Here is a 14,847-nt window from a genome sequence, read left to right as displayed (position 1 = left end):
CTGCCTATTAGCCTTTCCGCTGGCAAAAGGCCATGCTACCTCGCAGCGAAACGTGAAGTGGATACCGCTGCAATCAACATTCCGGAGGACTGGTCATGGCTGAGGACATCAACGGCGTGATTCTGGCCGAGCTGCGTCGCCTTACTTATGCCGTCGAGCGACTTGCAGGTCCTGCGCCGGCGATCAACGACTGGGACGCTGCAGACTGCTTTGTCTGGTCCCCTGCCCGCCTGTATCTTCAGCCGGTTGCGCGGCCGAACCGGGTCGCGTTGACGCTCATCCGGGGCGTCGATCACGTGCGCGACATCCTGCACGAAAACACGGTGCGCTTTGCCGAGGGCTATCCCGCCAACAATGTGTTGCTGTGGGGCGCGCGCGGCATGGGCAAATCCTCGCTGGTCAAGGCCGTGCATGAGGATGTTCGGCTGGAAAGCGGCGTCTCGCTCAAGCTTGTCGAGGTCCACCGCGAGGATATCGCCAGCCTGCCAACCCTGCTCGACCTGCTGAAGGACACGCCGCATCGCATCATCTTATTCTGCGACGACCTCTCGTTCGATCATGACGATACGGCCTACAAGTCGCTGAAAGCTGCCCTCGACGGCGGGATCGAGGGCCGGCCGGACAACGTGCTGTTCTACGCAACCTCGAACCGGCGGCACCTGCTCCCCCGCAACATGATGGAGAACGAGCAGTCGACGGCGATCAATCCATCCGAGGCGGTGGAAGAAAAGGTCTCGCTGTCTGATCGTTTCGGTCTCTGGCTCGGATTCCACAAGTGCAGCCAGGACGACTACCTCAAGATGATCGACGGCTATGCCGACCACTTCAAACTCATCCAAGACCGCGAAAAAATGCACGCTGAGGCCCTGGAGTGGGCGACCACGCGCGGTGCCCGCTCGGGACGCGTGGCCTGGCAGTACATCCAGGACCTCGCGGGGCGGATGCGCATCGTCCTCGATCGCGACTGACGCCGATAGCACTAACCAAAACGACAAAAGCCCGGCATCGGCCGGGCTTTTGAGCAGTCCTCGAGACGCACTACCTACTCGAGGAACGTAATCGGATTGACCGGGGTCGCGTCCTTGCGGACTTCGAAATGGACCTGCGGCTGCTTAACATTGCCACTCATGCCCGAGACCGCAACAGTCTGACCGCGCTGGATCTTCTGGCCACGGGCGACGCTCAGTGTGTCGGCGTTGCCGTAGACGGTCACAGTGCCGTCGTCGTGTCGGACGAGGACCGTATTGCCGAGCTCCTTCAGGCCGTTGCCGGCATAGATGACAACCCCGTTTTCAGCGGCTTTGATCGCGGTACCCTGTGGAACCGAGATGTCGATGCCGTCGTTGCGGCTACCGTTGACGTTGGCGCCGTAGGCAGCGATGACTGCTCCGCGAACCGGCCAGCGATACTTCGAAATGCCCGTTGCTTCCGGGGCGACCGAAGCAACCTCCTTCTTGGCGGCGTCGCCGACGGTTTCGGTCGCCACAGGCGCTTTATAGGTTGCCGGCTGTGCGGCAATTGTCGTCGTTGCCGCGGCGGGCTCTACGACTGACTTATGCTCGACTTTGGGCGAGATGGATGCCGTCTTCACTCCGTCCTGGGAGCCGGAACCGTTCGGAATGTCCAGTTCCTGGCCGATGCGAATGGACCCGGCCGAGAGATTGTTGGCGGCCTTCAGGTCATCAATGCTGTTGCCGGTTGCCTTGGCGATCTTGGCAAGCGAGTCACCTGCCTTGACGACATAGGTGCCGCCAGCGCCCTTCGGTCCCTTGCCCGTTCCGGCAGGAATCTTACCGGTGGCATCGGGACTTGCCATGGACTTATCCCGAGCAGAGTTGGCACCAGGAACAACAGCGACGTTCTGTTCCTGCTGCTTGCCCGGCTGCGGGGCCTGCCCATCCCTGGAGAGATCGGCTGCCTGGGCGGAAGCCTTGGCGGCATTGCCTCCGTTATAGGTCGGGATCAGGATGATCTGCCCCGGCTTGGCGGCGGCCGTTGTCTTCAAGCCGTTGGCGCGAAGGATTTCCTTTTCGGGAACCCCATAGCGTCTTGCAAGCGTCGCGACGCTCTCACCCGGACGAAGCGTGACGGACGGCGCATTTGTCGACGACCAGCCCGACACCTTCGGTGTAGTCCCCGTCACGATCCCATCGGCGTTCGCCTTCGGCGCCACAAGCACCTGCGCCGGCTTCTGCGGCGCGGTAGCGGCCGGGAAGGGCTGAGCTAGAGCGACCTGCCTTTCGCGGGCCGGAGCGATCGCGGACGGAGCCGAAAGTTCGGAGCGCTGGACGGAAACCGGCGCGGACGCCATGCGGGCGCTGGAAGCTCCGTAGTTCGGTTGTGTTGCCGGATAGGACTGGGCCATCGCCTGATTGTCCGTCGAATAGCCAGCCTGCGCCATATCCGCCTGTGGCACAGGATCGCCGCGCAGGCCACTCGTGTTTCTTCGTGGAATGGAATTGGTCGTCATCTGGTCTTGACCGGACGCAGAGAACAGGCCACCGAAACGCGTCACATCGGAACTACATCCCGTTGCCGCACTCGCCAGGAAAGCCGTTATCAGGACATTACTGGCAGACTTCCCGAACTTAGGCGAAAGACTGAAACGCATGACTCGACCCACTGAATAACGCAACCATTTGTAGGTTTATTAAAGCGCGTTAGTATTACCACGCGGTTAAAGCAGGGAAATCGAAGCGATTTTTTTGAGAGATTGATAACCATAGCCGCACCGCCGCGGTGGTCAGAGCTGCGACGCGACACGGGCTACGATCGGCAGGTAAGGAACGTCGAAAAGCTCCTCGCGCTCAAAGCGGCTGCCTGTCTTCGTCAGACGCACCAGGCGGCATTCGGTCTCAGAGATCATCAACGGCGCAATCATCGAACCACCTGAAACCAGCTGATCCGTGTAGAATCGAGGCATGGAATTAAAGGCGGCCGTCACCAGAATGCGGTCGAAGGTTCCGTCTCCCTGCATTCCGCCACTGCCGTCGGCCTGGCGGATGATGATGTTGCGAAGGCCGAGTGATTCCATGCGACGCTGGGCATTTGTCGTCAGTGTCTTGTAGCGGTCGATCGTCAGGACGCGTTCGGCCAATCGTGCCATGACGGCGGACATGAAACCGCTGCCGGTCCCCACCTCGAGTACGCGCTGACCCGGCTTGATCTTCAGGTGATGCAGGATGCGCACCGCCAGATCGACGCCCTCCAGGAACGAACCGCACTCGATGGGGATCGTGCGGCTGGAATAAGCCTGCTCCACGAATTGCGCCGGCACGAAAAGCGAGCGCGGGGTCTGCTCGACCGCCGTCAGCAGGTCAATGTCCGATACGCCTTCGGCACGCAGCCTCAGAACGAGCGCCGCGAACCCTTCCTTCTCCAACAAACGTGCCGTCACGCGGTTTACTCCGTACCCGAAAGCGCCCGCGCCACGCGGTCCTGAACGGAATAATCAGTCAGATCCAGTTTCAAAGGTGTTACCGAAATCTTGCGATGCTTGAGAGCGTGAATATCAGTGCCCTCGGCGAAGGCTCCGGCGCGCTCGCCGAACTTGAGCCAGTAGTAGGGAACGCCGCGGCCGTCGGCCCTTGCATCGACCTGCAGGTTGAAAGCAAGCTTGCCCTGCGCGGTGACCTCGACGCCCTCAACCTCCTCCGCCCGACAACTGGGGAAGTTGAGATTGAGGAAGGTGCCTTCCGGCAAATCGAGCGCCATCAGCCTGTCGAGAAGCGCAGGCGCATGCGCCTCACAGACTTCCCATGGAAGCATGCGAGCGCCGTCTACGTGTTGGTAGGCCTGGCTTAACGCAAATGAACGAACCCCGTGCATCGTGCCTTCGATTGCGCCCGCGATTGTTCCTGAATAGGTCACGTCGTCGGCGACGTTCGAACCAGAATTGACGCCGGAAAGCACCAGGTCCGGCTTGGTGTCCATGACCTGCTTGATACCCATGATGACACAATCGGTCGGTGTACCGCGCAGTGCGAAATGCTTGTCGGAAATCCTGCGCAGGCGAAGCGGTTCCGACAGGCTCAGGGAATGAGCAAGGCCGCTCTGGTCGGTCTCAGGTGCAACGATCCAGACGTCGTCGGAGAGCCTGCGCGCAATCCGCTCCAGCGCCGCAAGGCCTTCTGCGTGAATGCCGTCGTCGTTGGTGAGCAGGATGCGCATCGGTTCAGGCCGCCCGTTCGATCTTCTTCAGGCCGCCCATATAAGGCAACAGCGCATCGGGAATGGTCACCGACCCATCTTCGTTCAGGTAGTTTTCCAGAACGGCGATCAGGCAGCGGCCGACGGCCGTGCCGGAGCCGTTCAGGGTGTGAACGAATCTTATCGCCTTGTCATCCTTGCCGCGATAGCGAGCATTCATGCGCCGCGCCTGGAAATCGCCGCAGACGGAGCAGGACGAGATTTCGCGATACGTGTTCTGACCGGGTAGCCAGACCTCAAGGTCGTAGGTCTTGCGTGAGCCGAAGCCCATGTCGCCGGTGCAGAGCGTCATCGTGCGGAAATGCAGGCCGAGGCGCTTCAGCACCTCCTCGGCACACGCCGTCATCCGCTCGTGCTCGGCAAGTGAGCTCTCGGCGTCGGTGATCGAGACCAGCTCGCACTTCCAGAACTGGTGCTGGCGCAACATGCCGCGCGTGTCGCGTCCGGCCGAGCCTGCTTCCGAGCGGAAGGACGGCGTCAGCGCGGTGAAGCGCAGCGGCAGCTTTTCCTGATCGAGGATTTCCTCTCGCACCAGGTTGGTGAGCGTCACCTCGGCGGTCGGGATCAGCCAGCGGCCATCCGTCGTGCGAAACATGTCCTCGGCGAATTTCGGCAGCTGCCCCACGCCGAAGACCGCCTCGTCGCGTACCATCAGCGGCGAGCTGACCTCGGTATAGCCGTGTTCGCGGGTATGCAGATCGATCATGAACTGGCCGAGAGCCCGTTCCAGCCGGGCGAGCGGGCCGGTCAGCACCGTGAAGCGCGAGCCGGAGAGCTTGGCGGCACGCTCGAAATCCATGTAGCCCAGCGCTTCGCCGATCGCGAAGTGTTCCTTCGGCGTATGGTTCCAGCGCGGCTTGTCGCCGGTCGTGCGGGTGACGACATTGTCGTGCTCGTCCTTGCCGACAGGCACGTCGTCATGCGGGATGTTCGGAATGCGCGAAAGGGCGTCGTTGAGCTCGTCGCTGAACTGGCGGTCCTCTTCCTCGGCGCTCGGAAGCAAGACCTTGAGGTCTGCGACCTCGGCCTTGAGCTGCTCGGCAAGCTCGCTGTTCTTCTGCGCCATTGCCGCACCGATCTCCTTGGAGACCGTGTTGCGGCGGGACTGCATGTCCTGCACCTTCTGGACTGCCGAGCGCCGCTTCTCGTCAAGGGCGATCAGGCCTGCGGACAAAGGCTCGGCACCACGCTTGGCAAGGGCTGCGTCAAGCGCTTCGGGATTCTCACGGATCCATTTGATATCGAGCATCGTCGTTCCAGGTCGTTTCAAAAAGGTGACCCGGCCAAAGCCTGACCGGGCCTCGACCGGAATTGGGAAGTTTCAAGGAGAGATCGCGGTGTCGCTCAGTCGTTGTCCGTCTTGGAAACATCCGAAGACCCGTCAGCCTCCTTGACCGCCTCACGGGCACGCTGGCGCTCAACGAGTCGCGCTGCGTAGATGGCAATCTCGTAGAGAATGATCGTCGGCAGCGCAAGGCCGATCTGGGACATCGGATCAGGCGGCGTGAGCACCGCCGCGACGACGAAGGCAAGCACGATCGCGAACTTGCGCTTCTCGCGCAACCAGTCGGACGTCAGTATTCCCACCCGCGCCAGCAATGTCGTGATCACCGGAAGCTGGAACACCAGTCCAAAGGAAAAGACCAGCGTCATGATCAGGCTGAGATATTCCGAGACCTTCGGCAGCAGCGAAATGGCGACGTCGCCTTCTCCGGGCGCCTGCTGCATGGTCAGGAAGAACCACATGACCATTGGCGTGAAGAAAAAGTAGACCAGCGAGGCACCCATCAGGAACAGCACCGGCGACGCCACCAGGAACGGCAGGAAGGCAGCACGCTCGTTCTTGTAGAGGCCCGGCGCGACGAACTTATAGAGCTGTCCGGCAATGATGGGGAAAGCGATCACCAGGCCACCGAACATGGCGACTTTGACCTGGGTGAAGAAAAATTCCTGAGGCGCCGTGTAGATAAGCTGCGCCTTCGATACATCGAGATGCGCCCAAACAACCGCCCACTTGTACGGATAGACCAGAACGTTGAAGAGATGCTTGGCAAAGATGAAGCAGACGATGAAAGCGACGAAGAACGCGCCGATGGACCACATCAGCCGCGTGCGCAACTCCATCAGATGCTCGATCAGAGGCTGCGGCTTGTCTTCGATTTCACCGCTCATGCCTCATCCTTCTTTTTCTTTGCTGCCGTCTTCTTCGGGGCGGCTTTGGCGGCGGCTGTCGGCTTGGGTGCCGTCTTTGCCTGTCCCCGCCGGGGTTTTTCGGCCGGTGCTACAGCAATGGCAGCAACAGCATCCGCTTTGTCTGCGGCTTTGGCGCGCGGCTTGCGAACAGCTTTCGGCTTCTCCGTGGTGGCTACCCCTGGCAGATCTGCGGACGTGGCCGGCTGAGGCGTCGGAGACGACATGACTGGAGGCGTTTCCGGCAGGCTCATAGCAGGCTCGGGAGCCTGCATGGCAGCCGCCGGCACTTCGGTCTTGTTTTCTACCGTCGTCGCCTTCTGCAAGTCGGCCTTGATCTCGTTGCCCATCTGACGAAGCGGGTTCATAGCTTCGCGCAGGCTGTTAACGGGGTTCAGCTTCTGCGCGTCGGTCAGGGTCTGACGCACATCGTCGAGATCGGCCTCGCGCAACGCTTCATCGAACTGCGCACGAAACTCGCCCGCGACCTTGCGGGCACGCTGCATCATCTTGCCGAACGCACGAAGCATTGGCGGCAGATCCTTGGGACCGACCACCACAATCAGTACGACCGCGATGACAAGCAGCTCGGTCCAGCCAATATCGAACATACAAGGCTCCTGGGCGGGAAACGCGGGGGCGGCGTTGCCCGGACGCTATTACTTGGTCTCGTCGGCCTTGTGATCGACGGTCTTGCTTGCTGTGTCGGCGGCTTCGTCGTCGGTCATCCCCTTCTTGAAGCTCTTGATGCCCTTGGCTACGTCACCCATCAGTTCAGGAATCTTGCCGCGACCGAACAACAACAGCACGATGGCCAGAACGATAAGCCAGTGCCACATGCTAAAAGAACCCATTACGCTAACTCCCTGTTGCGATATCCCTTGATGTAAGAATTTCCGACATCAATTCCAACATCTAAATTCCCCGTTGGTTGACGCTTAATGTCACGGGATCGGCCGTTGTGACAAGTCATTTGGACTTCAAAATTTTGATAAGCATTGTTTTGATCGGCGAAACAAGGCCGCTACTCCTCCGATGCGCCGCCAGGCGCCAGCAAGCCGAGTTCCTCCAGATCCATCTGGGTTATTGGATCTTCGTCCTCGGCCAATTCGTCGCTCATCATCGGTGACGGTATATTGAAATTGGCGGGGACGCGACCGGAAAGCAGGCCCGCGCCCTTCAACTCTTCCAGACCAGGCAGGTCGCGCAATTCCTCCAGACCGAAGTGGTCGAGAAAGTCGCGGGTGGTGCCAAGCGTGACGGGCCTTCCCGGCGTGCGCCGGCGCCCACGGAAACGAACCCAACCTGCCTCCATCAGAACATCGAGCGTTCCGCGAGAGGTTTGCACTCCGCGGATATCCTCGATCTCGGCGCGGGTCACAGGCTGGTGATAGGCGATGATCGCAAGAACCTCCAGAGCGGCGCGCGAAAGCTTCCTCACCTCATTGTCGTCACGGCGAATGACGAAGGAAAGGTCTGCGGCGGTCCGGAATGCCCAGGCATCGTCGACCTGCATCAAATTGACGCCGCGATGCGCATACTGCTCCTTCAGCCGCAGCATGATAGCGCGGACATTGAATGCGCGCGGCAGACGATCGGCGATAAAGCCTTCAGACACGGGTTGAGCAGACGCAAATACCAAGGCCTCGGCGATGCGCTCGGCCTCTGTCTCGGCGCGGCTATCGTCCACCGAGTCCGGAGCTTCTTGCTCGTCGATATTGACGTCTTCGAGATCGCTCAAGCCGGTCGCTCCTGTTCGACGAGCTGCAAGGTCGCATGCTTGGGCCCGCGTCGCATATAAAGCGGCTGGAAGGCTCCATCCTGGCGGATCTCCATTTTGCCCTCACGCACGAGTTCCAGAGATGCCGCGAAGGCACTGGCAATTGCGGTCACGCGGTCTTCCGGCGACGCCATGTAGTGGACAAGATGCTGCTCCAGAGCGGTCCAGTCCCTGATCTCGCCGATCATGCGCGTCAGGAGTTCGCGTGCCTCCGTCAACGACCAAACATTTCTGCGGGCGATCGTCACCTGCGTGACCGCCTGCCGCTGGCGGAGCGACGCATAGGCCGTCAGAAGGTCGTAAAGGCTCGCCTGATAGGAGGATTGCTGCCTGTCCGGAATGTGCTCCGGCGCTCCACGGACAAAGATATCGCGGCCGAGGCGGTTTCGATTGACCAGCCCACCCGCCGCCTCCCGCATCGCCTCGAGACGCTTCAGACGGAAGGCAAGTGTCGCAGCCATCTCCTCGCCCGAGGGTCCGTCGTCCTTGGCTTGCTGGGGGATCAGCAGGCGCGATTTGAGATAGGCAAGCCACGCGGCCATCACCAGGTAGTCAGCGGCCAGTTCGATGCGGATGCGTCGGGCGCTTTCGATGAACTGCAGATATTGCTCCGCAAGCGCAAGAACGGAGATGCGCGACAGATCGACCTTCTGGTTGCGGGCGAGATAAAGCAGAAGGTCGAGCGGGCCTTCGAAGCCCGCAACATCGATCAGCAGTGCCGGGTCGTTGCTGGCGCGTTCGGCGCCATTGTCCTGCCACAACTTATCCATCGGCGTTGCCGTCGCTTGGGACCGTTCCGTGCCCTTGATCGTGCTCACCCTGGCCGCTCCTTTCGTGATCAGACGGTTGCGAACATCGTGTCGAACTCGGCGCGGATTTCATCCTCTGCGGCCGCGTCCGGCAGCGGAAAGCCCGTCTCCACGGCCCGGGCACGCGCAAGCGATTTCGCCTGCAGTGCCGGAACGTTGGCAACCACCTGTTCCATCTCGTTCATGTGACCGTTGCAATGCAACACGATATCACATCCGCCCGCGATGATGTTCGCCGCGCGCTCACCGATCGATCCGGCCAATGCGTTCATCGATGTATCATCAGAGAGCAGCAGGCCGTTGAAGCCAATCCATTCGCGAATGATGCCGTCCACAACCTTGCGGGAGGTTGTGGCCGGGTTGTCTGGATCGATTGCGGCGAAGACGACATGGCAGGTCATGGCCATCAGCTCGTCCCTCATCGCCACGAAAGGTGGGAAGTCGTGAGCTTCCAGATCTTCGCGCGCAACGGTGACAACCGGCAGTTCGTGGTGGGAATCCGCAAATCCCCTGCCGTGGCCAGGCATGTGTTTCATGACCGGAAGAAGACCACCGGCTTTCAGACCTTCGGCGGCAGCCCTGCCCATGGCAGTAACCGTTGCGGGATCGCTACCATAGGCGCGGTTGCCGATGACGTTGCTGCTGCCTTCGACCGGCACATCGAGCACGGGGAGGCAATCAACGTTAATGCCTAGACTGGACAGATCGAACGCGTGCAGACGCGACATCAACCACGCGGCGCGGGTTCCCTGCTCCCTGTCTTGACGGTAGAGGTCGCCAAGCTGCTGCCCGGAAGGATAGTGCTGAAAAATCGGCGGCCGGATTCGCTGCACGCGCCCGCCCTCCTGATCGATCAGCACCGGCGCATGCCAGCCGACGCTCTCACGCATTTCGGCAACAAGATCCGCAATCTGCTGCCGTTCGGAAATGTTTCGTCCGAAGAGAATGAAGCCCCAGGGCCGCTCGGCCCTGTAGAACGCCTTTTCTTCCGAGGTCAGGGAAAGGCCGCTACAGCCCAGGATCATCGCTTTTGATTCGGTCATACCCGAATCATAGAGGTGCGCGGCCGAATTGCGAGGCGCGTCAACCGCCGTTCACAAAAAAAGCGGCGGGACATTGCCCCGCCGCTCTGTTCATTCGCTGTGAACGCTACTTCGAGATCAGGCAACTGCCACCGGCGGCGCGATACTTCTCGCAGATCGCCGCAGCCTCGTCCTTGGAGCCGGCCGGAATGCGGAGGCGATAGTATGTCCCCTTCCCTGCGATCTCGGCCTTCCGGATCTCGTAGCTACGCCCGGCAAGCACGCTAGCAAACTTCTTCGACAGACTTGCATAGGACTTCTTGGCTTCCTCTTCCGAGGGAAGCGAAGCGATCTGTACGCCATAACCTCCAGGCGCGGCTGCAGTCGGCTTTGCCTCGGTTGCCGTGGCAGTCGGAACTGCCGCGACTTCCTTCGGCTTTTGCTGCGTTGGCGCGACGGGCGTTTCGGTAGCCGCAGTATTTGCCGCCGGCTCCAGCGGACGTGTCGCCGGCATCGGTGCCACGTCGCTAACCGTCGAGCTCTTCACAGCGCGGACCGGAGGATTGACGTTGGCAGGCGTTGCCGCAGCAGCTTTGGCGAGGGCATTTTCCGCAGGCGCCTGCGCTGCCGTCGGCGTGGTTTCCTCAACCGGTGTGGAGCGGATATCGGCGGACGATACCTGTCCCGCAGCCGGGAAGGCCGCAGCAGATCCGGTCGCGGGCTTGGTGTCCGGCGTGATCTTCTGTGTCTGAACAGTCGTCGGTTTCGGCAGTGTCGCTTCTGTTTCCGCAGCCGGTTCCTCGCGAGCAACCAGAGTGCCGTCCGGCTTGACGATCATCGTGCGAACCTTGCGTGCAGAAACCGCAGGAGCCCGGTTCGCGTCACTCGCGTCCTCATCGACCGCGCCAGCCGTATCTTGGTTCGGCAACAGCCGCGGATCCTCAGTCTCGCCAACAGGCGTCGCCATCGGTGGCGTCGCCATATCGCCATCGTTGTCTTCCGGCAGTGTTTCAGGGGTCAGCGTGCGCTGCACGACGTCGACGGGCTGCTCGTCGCTCGAAACCAGCGCCTTCTGCTTCGGCTCCTGCGCTGTAGCGCCCCCGACGCTGTCATAGACTGCCTTGTCCTGGTTCGGCACGGTCTTGCCACCCGGATTCTCCGGCACGACCTTGACCGGGTCCTTGTCCGCTGTAATCACGCGGGGTTCACCGGAAGCAATTCCCAGGCCGCCGTCGCGGGCCAGGAACGAATAGCCGGCGTAAGATGCTCCGCCAAAGACGACGATCACAGCGGCAGCTGCCAACATGCGCTTCATCGAGCGTGCGCGGCTCATGTCCTCGGCGTCGCTGGCAGACTGAATCTGAACCTGGGAAACATTGTCCCGGCGTTGTACCGGCTCGCTGACGCTGCGGCGGAAATCTTCCTCCAGCGCCCGTTCGAACTCGTCCAAGCCTTGTGGCTGAGCCTGCTTCACCGCAGCAGGTGTTGCCGGAGCAACGGAAATCGGCGCGCGAGCGCGCCACTCTTCGCCAACTGGCTGCGATATCTCCGCGGACTTTGCAGGCGTAAGCAAGTTCGCAATTTCGACATCGACGTCGAAATCGAAATCGGAGGTCGCCGTGATGGCCTGCGGCTGCTCGACCGGTGGCAGGGCCGGAACGTGCATTTCCTCGACGGCCTCGGGATGGTATTCCGCATCCGAGATCATTGACGGATCGAACGGCAGCTCGTCGCCTGCATCCGCCGTAAACGCTGGGGGCGCTTCGACGCGCGAGGCATGCACGGGCGCATCATAAGTTGCGGCCGGCGCCACGGGTGGTTGACGTGGCGCGGGCGCGGGCGCGGGCAAGATGGCAGCGATCGGCGCTGCGTGCGTCGGCTGAACCTCTTCAGCCAAACGCATTTTCACCGGTTCGGCGAAGTCGAGATCGGCAAGCTCCAACTCGATGCCTTCGAGATCAAGCTCGAAATCATGGCCGGCGAAAGGATCTTCCGCTTCCGGTTCAGCCTTGGCAACGACGACCGGCAGGGGCGCTGGGGGGGCCACATGAGCATTGAGGACCGACTGCGGCGCAAACGTCGGCTCAGGAATTTGATCCTTCGACGGCGCCTCACGCTCGGGTACCGGATAGTGAGCCACGTCGGCGAGAAGGTCATCGAAATCAAACGCAAGATCGTCGCCTTCACTGGGCGCCGCTTCCGTCAACGCGGCATCGGCGTGAATCGTGCCATCCTTTGCGGCGGCAGCCAAATCGAAGGCCACGTGATCGACGAACGGTTCGTCAACGGCGACTTCCGGGGCCACTACAGAGGCCAATTCCGGGACGATCTCAGGTTCTTCGTGGCGGTCGATTTCAGCTGGAAAACCAGAAGCTACAGGCGCCTCGAATTCGACGGCAGGCTCCGGCGCAACCGCCACGGCCTCGGGCACAAAAACAGGTAACGGATCGCGACGCGCGGGATGAAAATTGGCGATCGGCAACCGAATGCTGGCAGCCGACCACTGCGGCGCCTTGGCAGCCGGTGCAGGTGCTGAGCTGATCGAAAGTTCAAGCTCCTCGATCAGATCGCGCGCACCACCGGAAACTGGCTCAGTCTGGCGCAGGGAGTTCGCGGTCCAATCAGCGGCAGCCAGCACATGATGAACTTCGGGTTGAGGCTCGGCTTCAGATGCCGCGACCGCAGCAGGCTCGCCAACATCGTCAACCTCGAACGCCGCCAAATCAGGCTCGTCGGCAGCCTCAAAGACCGGTCCAGCATAAGCCATTGGCTGCTCGAAAACAGGCTCGGCAGAGTGATCAAAGGAAACGGAATCCTGAGGTGCATCGTAGCGCTCGAATTCGCGCAGCAACTCATCCTCAAGATTGAAAGCCGGCTCATGCCGGGGCGCGTCAGCAACCGTATTGGCTGCCACTCGTGGCTCGAAGCCAACAATGCGCGCCAGTTCCGCCAAAGGATCGTCGTCAGCAAAGAGGTCCGCATTCTTACGCGTGTCATACGCCCGCTGTTTATCTGCCATACTCATCCACTCGCAAACGCAAAGGTTTATGCCAGAGCATTGTGGGTAAATGGTGACGCTACCGCATCTCTTCCGGCGCAGCGGTCCCTGCAATAGCAAGTCCCGACTTCAAAACCGACGCAACGGCGTACACCAGCCCTAGTCTGGCTATACTCGATTCTCGGTTCTTATCGTTAATAAATCGTAAGTCGACTTGTTCTTTGCCTTTATTCCAGTGAGCGTGAAAAGAACTTGCCAGATCATAGAGGTAAAATGCGACCCGATGCGGCTCCTGGGACTGTGCCGCAGACTCGACAAGCCGCGGGAATTCAGCGGCCTTCGCGACCAGTTGCAATTCTGCGGGATCGGAGATGCCGGCCACTGTTTTTGCAAGGTTTTCTGGTGAAACATCGAGGTCCGGAAATGCTTCCTTCGCCTGCCGGAACACCGACATGCAGCGGGCATGCGCGTACTGCACGTAGAATACCGGGTTGTCTTTCGACTGCTCCGTTACTTTGGCGAAATCGAAATCCAGAGGCTCCGAACTTTTCCGATAGAGCATCATGAAACGCACCGAATCGCGACCGACCTCGTCGACCACTTCGCGGAGTGTCACGAAGTCGCCGGAGCGCTTCGACATCTTCACGGGTTCGCCGTCGCGGAACAGCTTCACGAGCTGGCAAAGCAGCACCGTCAACTTCGCCTTCCCTTCGGACACACCGCGCGCAACCGCTTCCAGACGCTTGACGTAGCCACCATGGTCGGCGCCGAGCACATAGATCATCTCGTTGAAGCCGCGATCGTACTTGTTCTTGAAGTACGCGACGTCAGCCGCGAAGTATGTGTAGGAGCCATCCGACTTGATGAGCGGACGATCCATATCGTCACCGACTTCCGTGGAGCGAAACAGCGTCTGCTCGCGATCTTCCCAATCCTCCGGCACCTGCCCCTTCGGCGGGGGAAGCGCGCCCTTGTAGACGTACCCCTTGAAGGTCAGATCATTGATCGCGGTGCGGATCGCCGCTGCGCCGTGCGCGTGCAGCGTACGCTCGGAAAAGAACACGTCGTGGTGGACATTCAGCGCGTCGAGGTCCTCGCGTATCATCACCATCATCGCGTCGATGGTGCGATCCTTGACGATCGGCATCCACTGGTCTTCCGGCATGTTGTGCAGCCGCACGCCGTAGTCACTGGCCAGTGACCGGCCGACCGGAACAAGGTAATCGCCGGGATAGAGACCGGACGGAATCTCGCCGATCTTCTCACCGAGCGCCTCGCGATAGCGCAGGAACACCGAGCGAGCCAGAACATCGATCTGGGAGCCGGCGTCGTTGATGTAGTATTCCTTGACCACATCGTAGCCGGCAAATGCCAGCAGATTGGCCAGCGCGTCGCCGACAACGGCGCCACGGCAATGACCGACATGCATAGGGCCGGTCGGATTGGCGGATACATATTCGACGTTGACGCTCTTGCCGGAGCCGAGGGTCGAGCGTCCATAGTCGTTACCGGCCTCGATCATCGAAGCGAGCAGGCGCTGCCAGTAGCCGACGGCGAGCTTGATATTGATGAATCCGGGGCCCGCGGCCGAGACGTCCGCGATGTCGGCATCTTCCTTCAGTTTCGCGGAGATCACTTCGGCCAAGTTACGAGGATTCGTGCCAAGGGGCTTTGCAAGCACCATCGCGGCGTTCGTCGCCACATCGCCGTGGCTCGAGTCGCGCGGCGGCTCGATGGCGATACGACCGAAATCCAGCTCGGATCGCTTTTCCCTGACCAGATCGATCTGTTCAAGGGCGGCTTTAATCCTGGCTTCGAAATCGGTAAAAAGGTTCATTG

General features: G+C 60.8%; 13 protein-coding genes. 1 reads left to right on the top strand and 12 read right to left on the bottom strand.

Going from position 1 to position 14,847, the window contains the following annotated elements; all coding sequences use genetic code 11:
• Nucleotides 1-95: 95 nt before the first annotated feature.
• Nucleotides 96-968: an ATP-binding protein gene (locus ASC90_RS04715; protein ID WP_056536072.1), complete on the top strand. Its 873-nt coding sequence runs from the start codon at nucleotides 96-98 to the stop codon at nucleotides 966-968.
• 74 nt (nucleotides 969-1,042) lie between these two features.
• Here ASC90_RS04715 and ASC90_RS04710 read toward each other — a convergent pair whose 3' ends face one another.
• The 12 genes from ASC90_RS04710 to argS form a co-directional block, all read right to left on the bottom strand.
• Nucleotides 1,043-2,611, bottom strand: coding sequence for a peptidoglycan DD-metalloendopeptidase family protein (locus ASC90_RS04710; protein WP_056536070.1), 1,569 nt, complete (start codon nucleotides 2,609-2,611; stop codon nucleotides 1,043-1,045).
• 132 nt (nucleotides 2,612-2,743) lie between these two features.
• Nucleotides 2,744-3,397 carry a protein-L-isoaspartate(D-aspartate) O-methyltransferase gene (locus ASC90_RS04705; RefSeq protein WP_056536067.1) on the bottom strand — a complete coding sequence of 218 codons (654 nt, stop codon included), beginning with the start codon at nucleotides 3,395-3,397 and terminating at the stop codon, nucleotides 2,744-2,746.
• Nucleotides 3,398-3,402: 5 nt separating this feature from the next.
• Nucleotides 3,403-4,170 (bottom strand): 5'/3'-nucleotidase SurE, encoded by a 768-nt coding sequence (surE, locus tag ASC90_RS04700; RefSeq protein ID WP_056536064.1) that lies wholly within the window; start codon nucleotides 4,168-4,170, stop codon nucleotides 3,403-3,405.
• Nucleotides 4,171-4,174: 4 nt separating this feature from the next.
• Nucleotides 4,175-5,458 carry a serine--tRNA ligase gene (gene serS / locus ASC90_RS04695; RefSeq protein WP_056536061.1) on the bottom strand — a complete coding sequence of 428 codons (1,284 nt, stop codon included), beginning with the start codon at nucleotides 5,456-5,458 and terminating at the stop codon, nucleotides 4,175-4,177.
• Between the two features lie 95 nt (nucleotides 5,459-5,553).
• A complete protein-coding gene (gene tatC / locus ASC90_RS04690) occupies nucleotides 5,554-6,381 on the bottom strand; it encodes a twin-arginine translocase subunit TatC (protein WP_056536055.1) in 828 nt (275 codons plus the stop codon).
• Nucleotides 6,378-7,010: a Sec-independent protein translocase protein TatB gene (gene tatB, locus ASC90_RS04685; RefSeq protein ID WP_056536052.1), complete on the bottom strand. Its 633-nt coding sequence runs from the start codon at nucleotides 7,008-7,010 to the stop codon at nucleotides 6,378-6,380. The genes tatC and tatB overlap by 4 nt, the downstream gene beginning before the upstream one ends.
• Before the next feature lie 48 nt (nucleotides 7,011-7,058).
• Nucleotides 7,059-7,253, bottom strand: coding sequence for a twin-arginine translocase TatA/TatE family subunit (locus tag ASC90_RS04680; protein WP_056536049.1), 195 nt, complete (start codon nucleotides 7,251-7,253; stop codon nucleotides 7,059-7,061).
• A 170-nt stretch (nucleotides 7,254-7,423) separates the two neighbouring features.
• Nucleotides 7,424-8,140 (bottom strand): SMC-Scp complex subunit ScpB, encoded by a 717-nt coding sequence (scpB, locus tag ASC90_RS04675; protein ID WP_056536046.1) that lies wholly within the window; start codon nucleotides 8,138-8,140, stop codon nucleotides 7,424-7,426.
• Nucleotides 8,137-8,997: a ScpA family protein gene (locus ASC90_RS04670; RefSeq protein ID WP_056536043.1), complete on the bottom strand. Its 861-nt coding sequence runs from the start codon at nucleotides 8,995-8,997 to the stop codon at nucleotides 8,137-8,139. The genes scpB and ASC90_RS04670 overlap by 4 nt, the downstream gene beginning before the upstream one ends.
• A 20-nt stretch (nucleotides 8,998-9,017) precedes the next feature.
• Complete coding sequence (gene nagZ / locus ASC90_RS04665) at nucleotides 9,018-10,031, bottom strand: beta-N-acetylhexosaminidase (RefSeq protein WP_056536040.1); 1,014 nt, start codon at nucleotides 10,029-10,031, stop codon at nucleotides 9,018-9,020.
• 106 nt (nucleotides 10,032-10,137) lie between these two features.
• Nucleotides 10,138-13,029: an SPOR domain-containing protein gene (locus ASC90_RS04660; RefSeq protein ID WP_056536036.1), complete on the bottom strand. Its 2,892-nt coding sequence runs from the start codon at nucleotides 13,027-13,029 to the stop codon at nucleotides 10,138-10,140.
• Between the two features lie 58 nt (nucleotides 13,030-13,087).
• Nucleotides 13,088-14,845 carry an arginine--tRNA ligase gene (gene argS, locus ASC90_RS04655; RefSeq protein ID WP_056536033.1) on the bottom strand — a complete coding sequence of 586 codons (1,758 nt, stop codon included), beginning with the start codon at nucleotides 14,843-14,845 and terminating at the stop codon, nucleotides 13,088-13,090.
• Nucleotides 14,846-14,847: the final 2 nt, after the last annotated feature.

It is taken from the genome of Rhizobium sp. Root1220, assembly GCF_001426265.1.
GTDB lineage: Bacteria > Pseudomonadota > Alphaproteobacteria > Rhizobiales > Rhizobiaceae > Rhizobium.
This window is presented reverse-complemented; position numbering and strand designations above follow the sequence as displayed.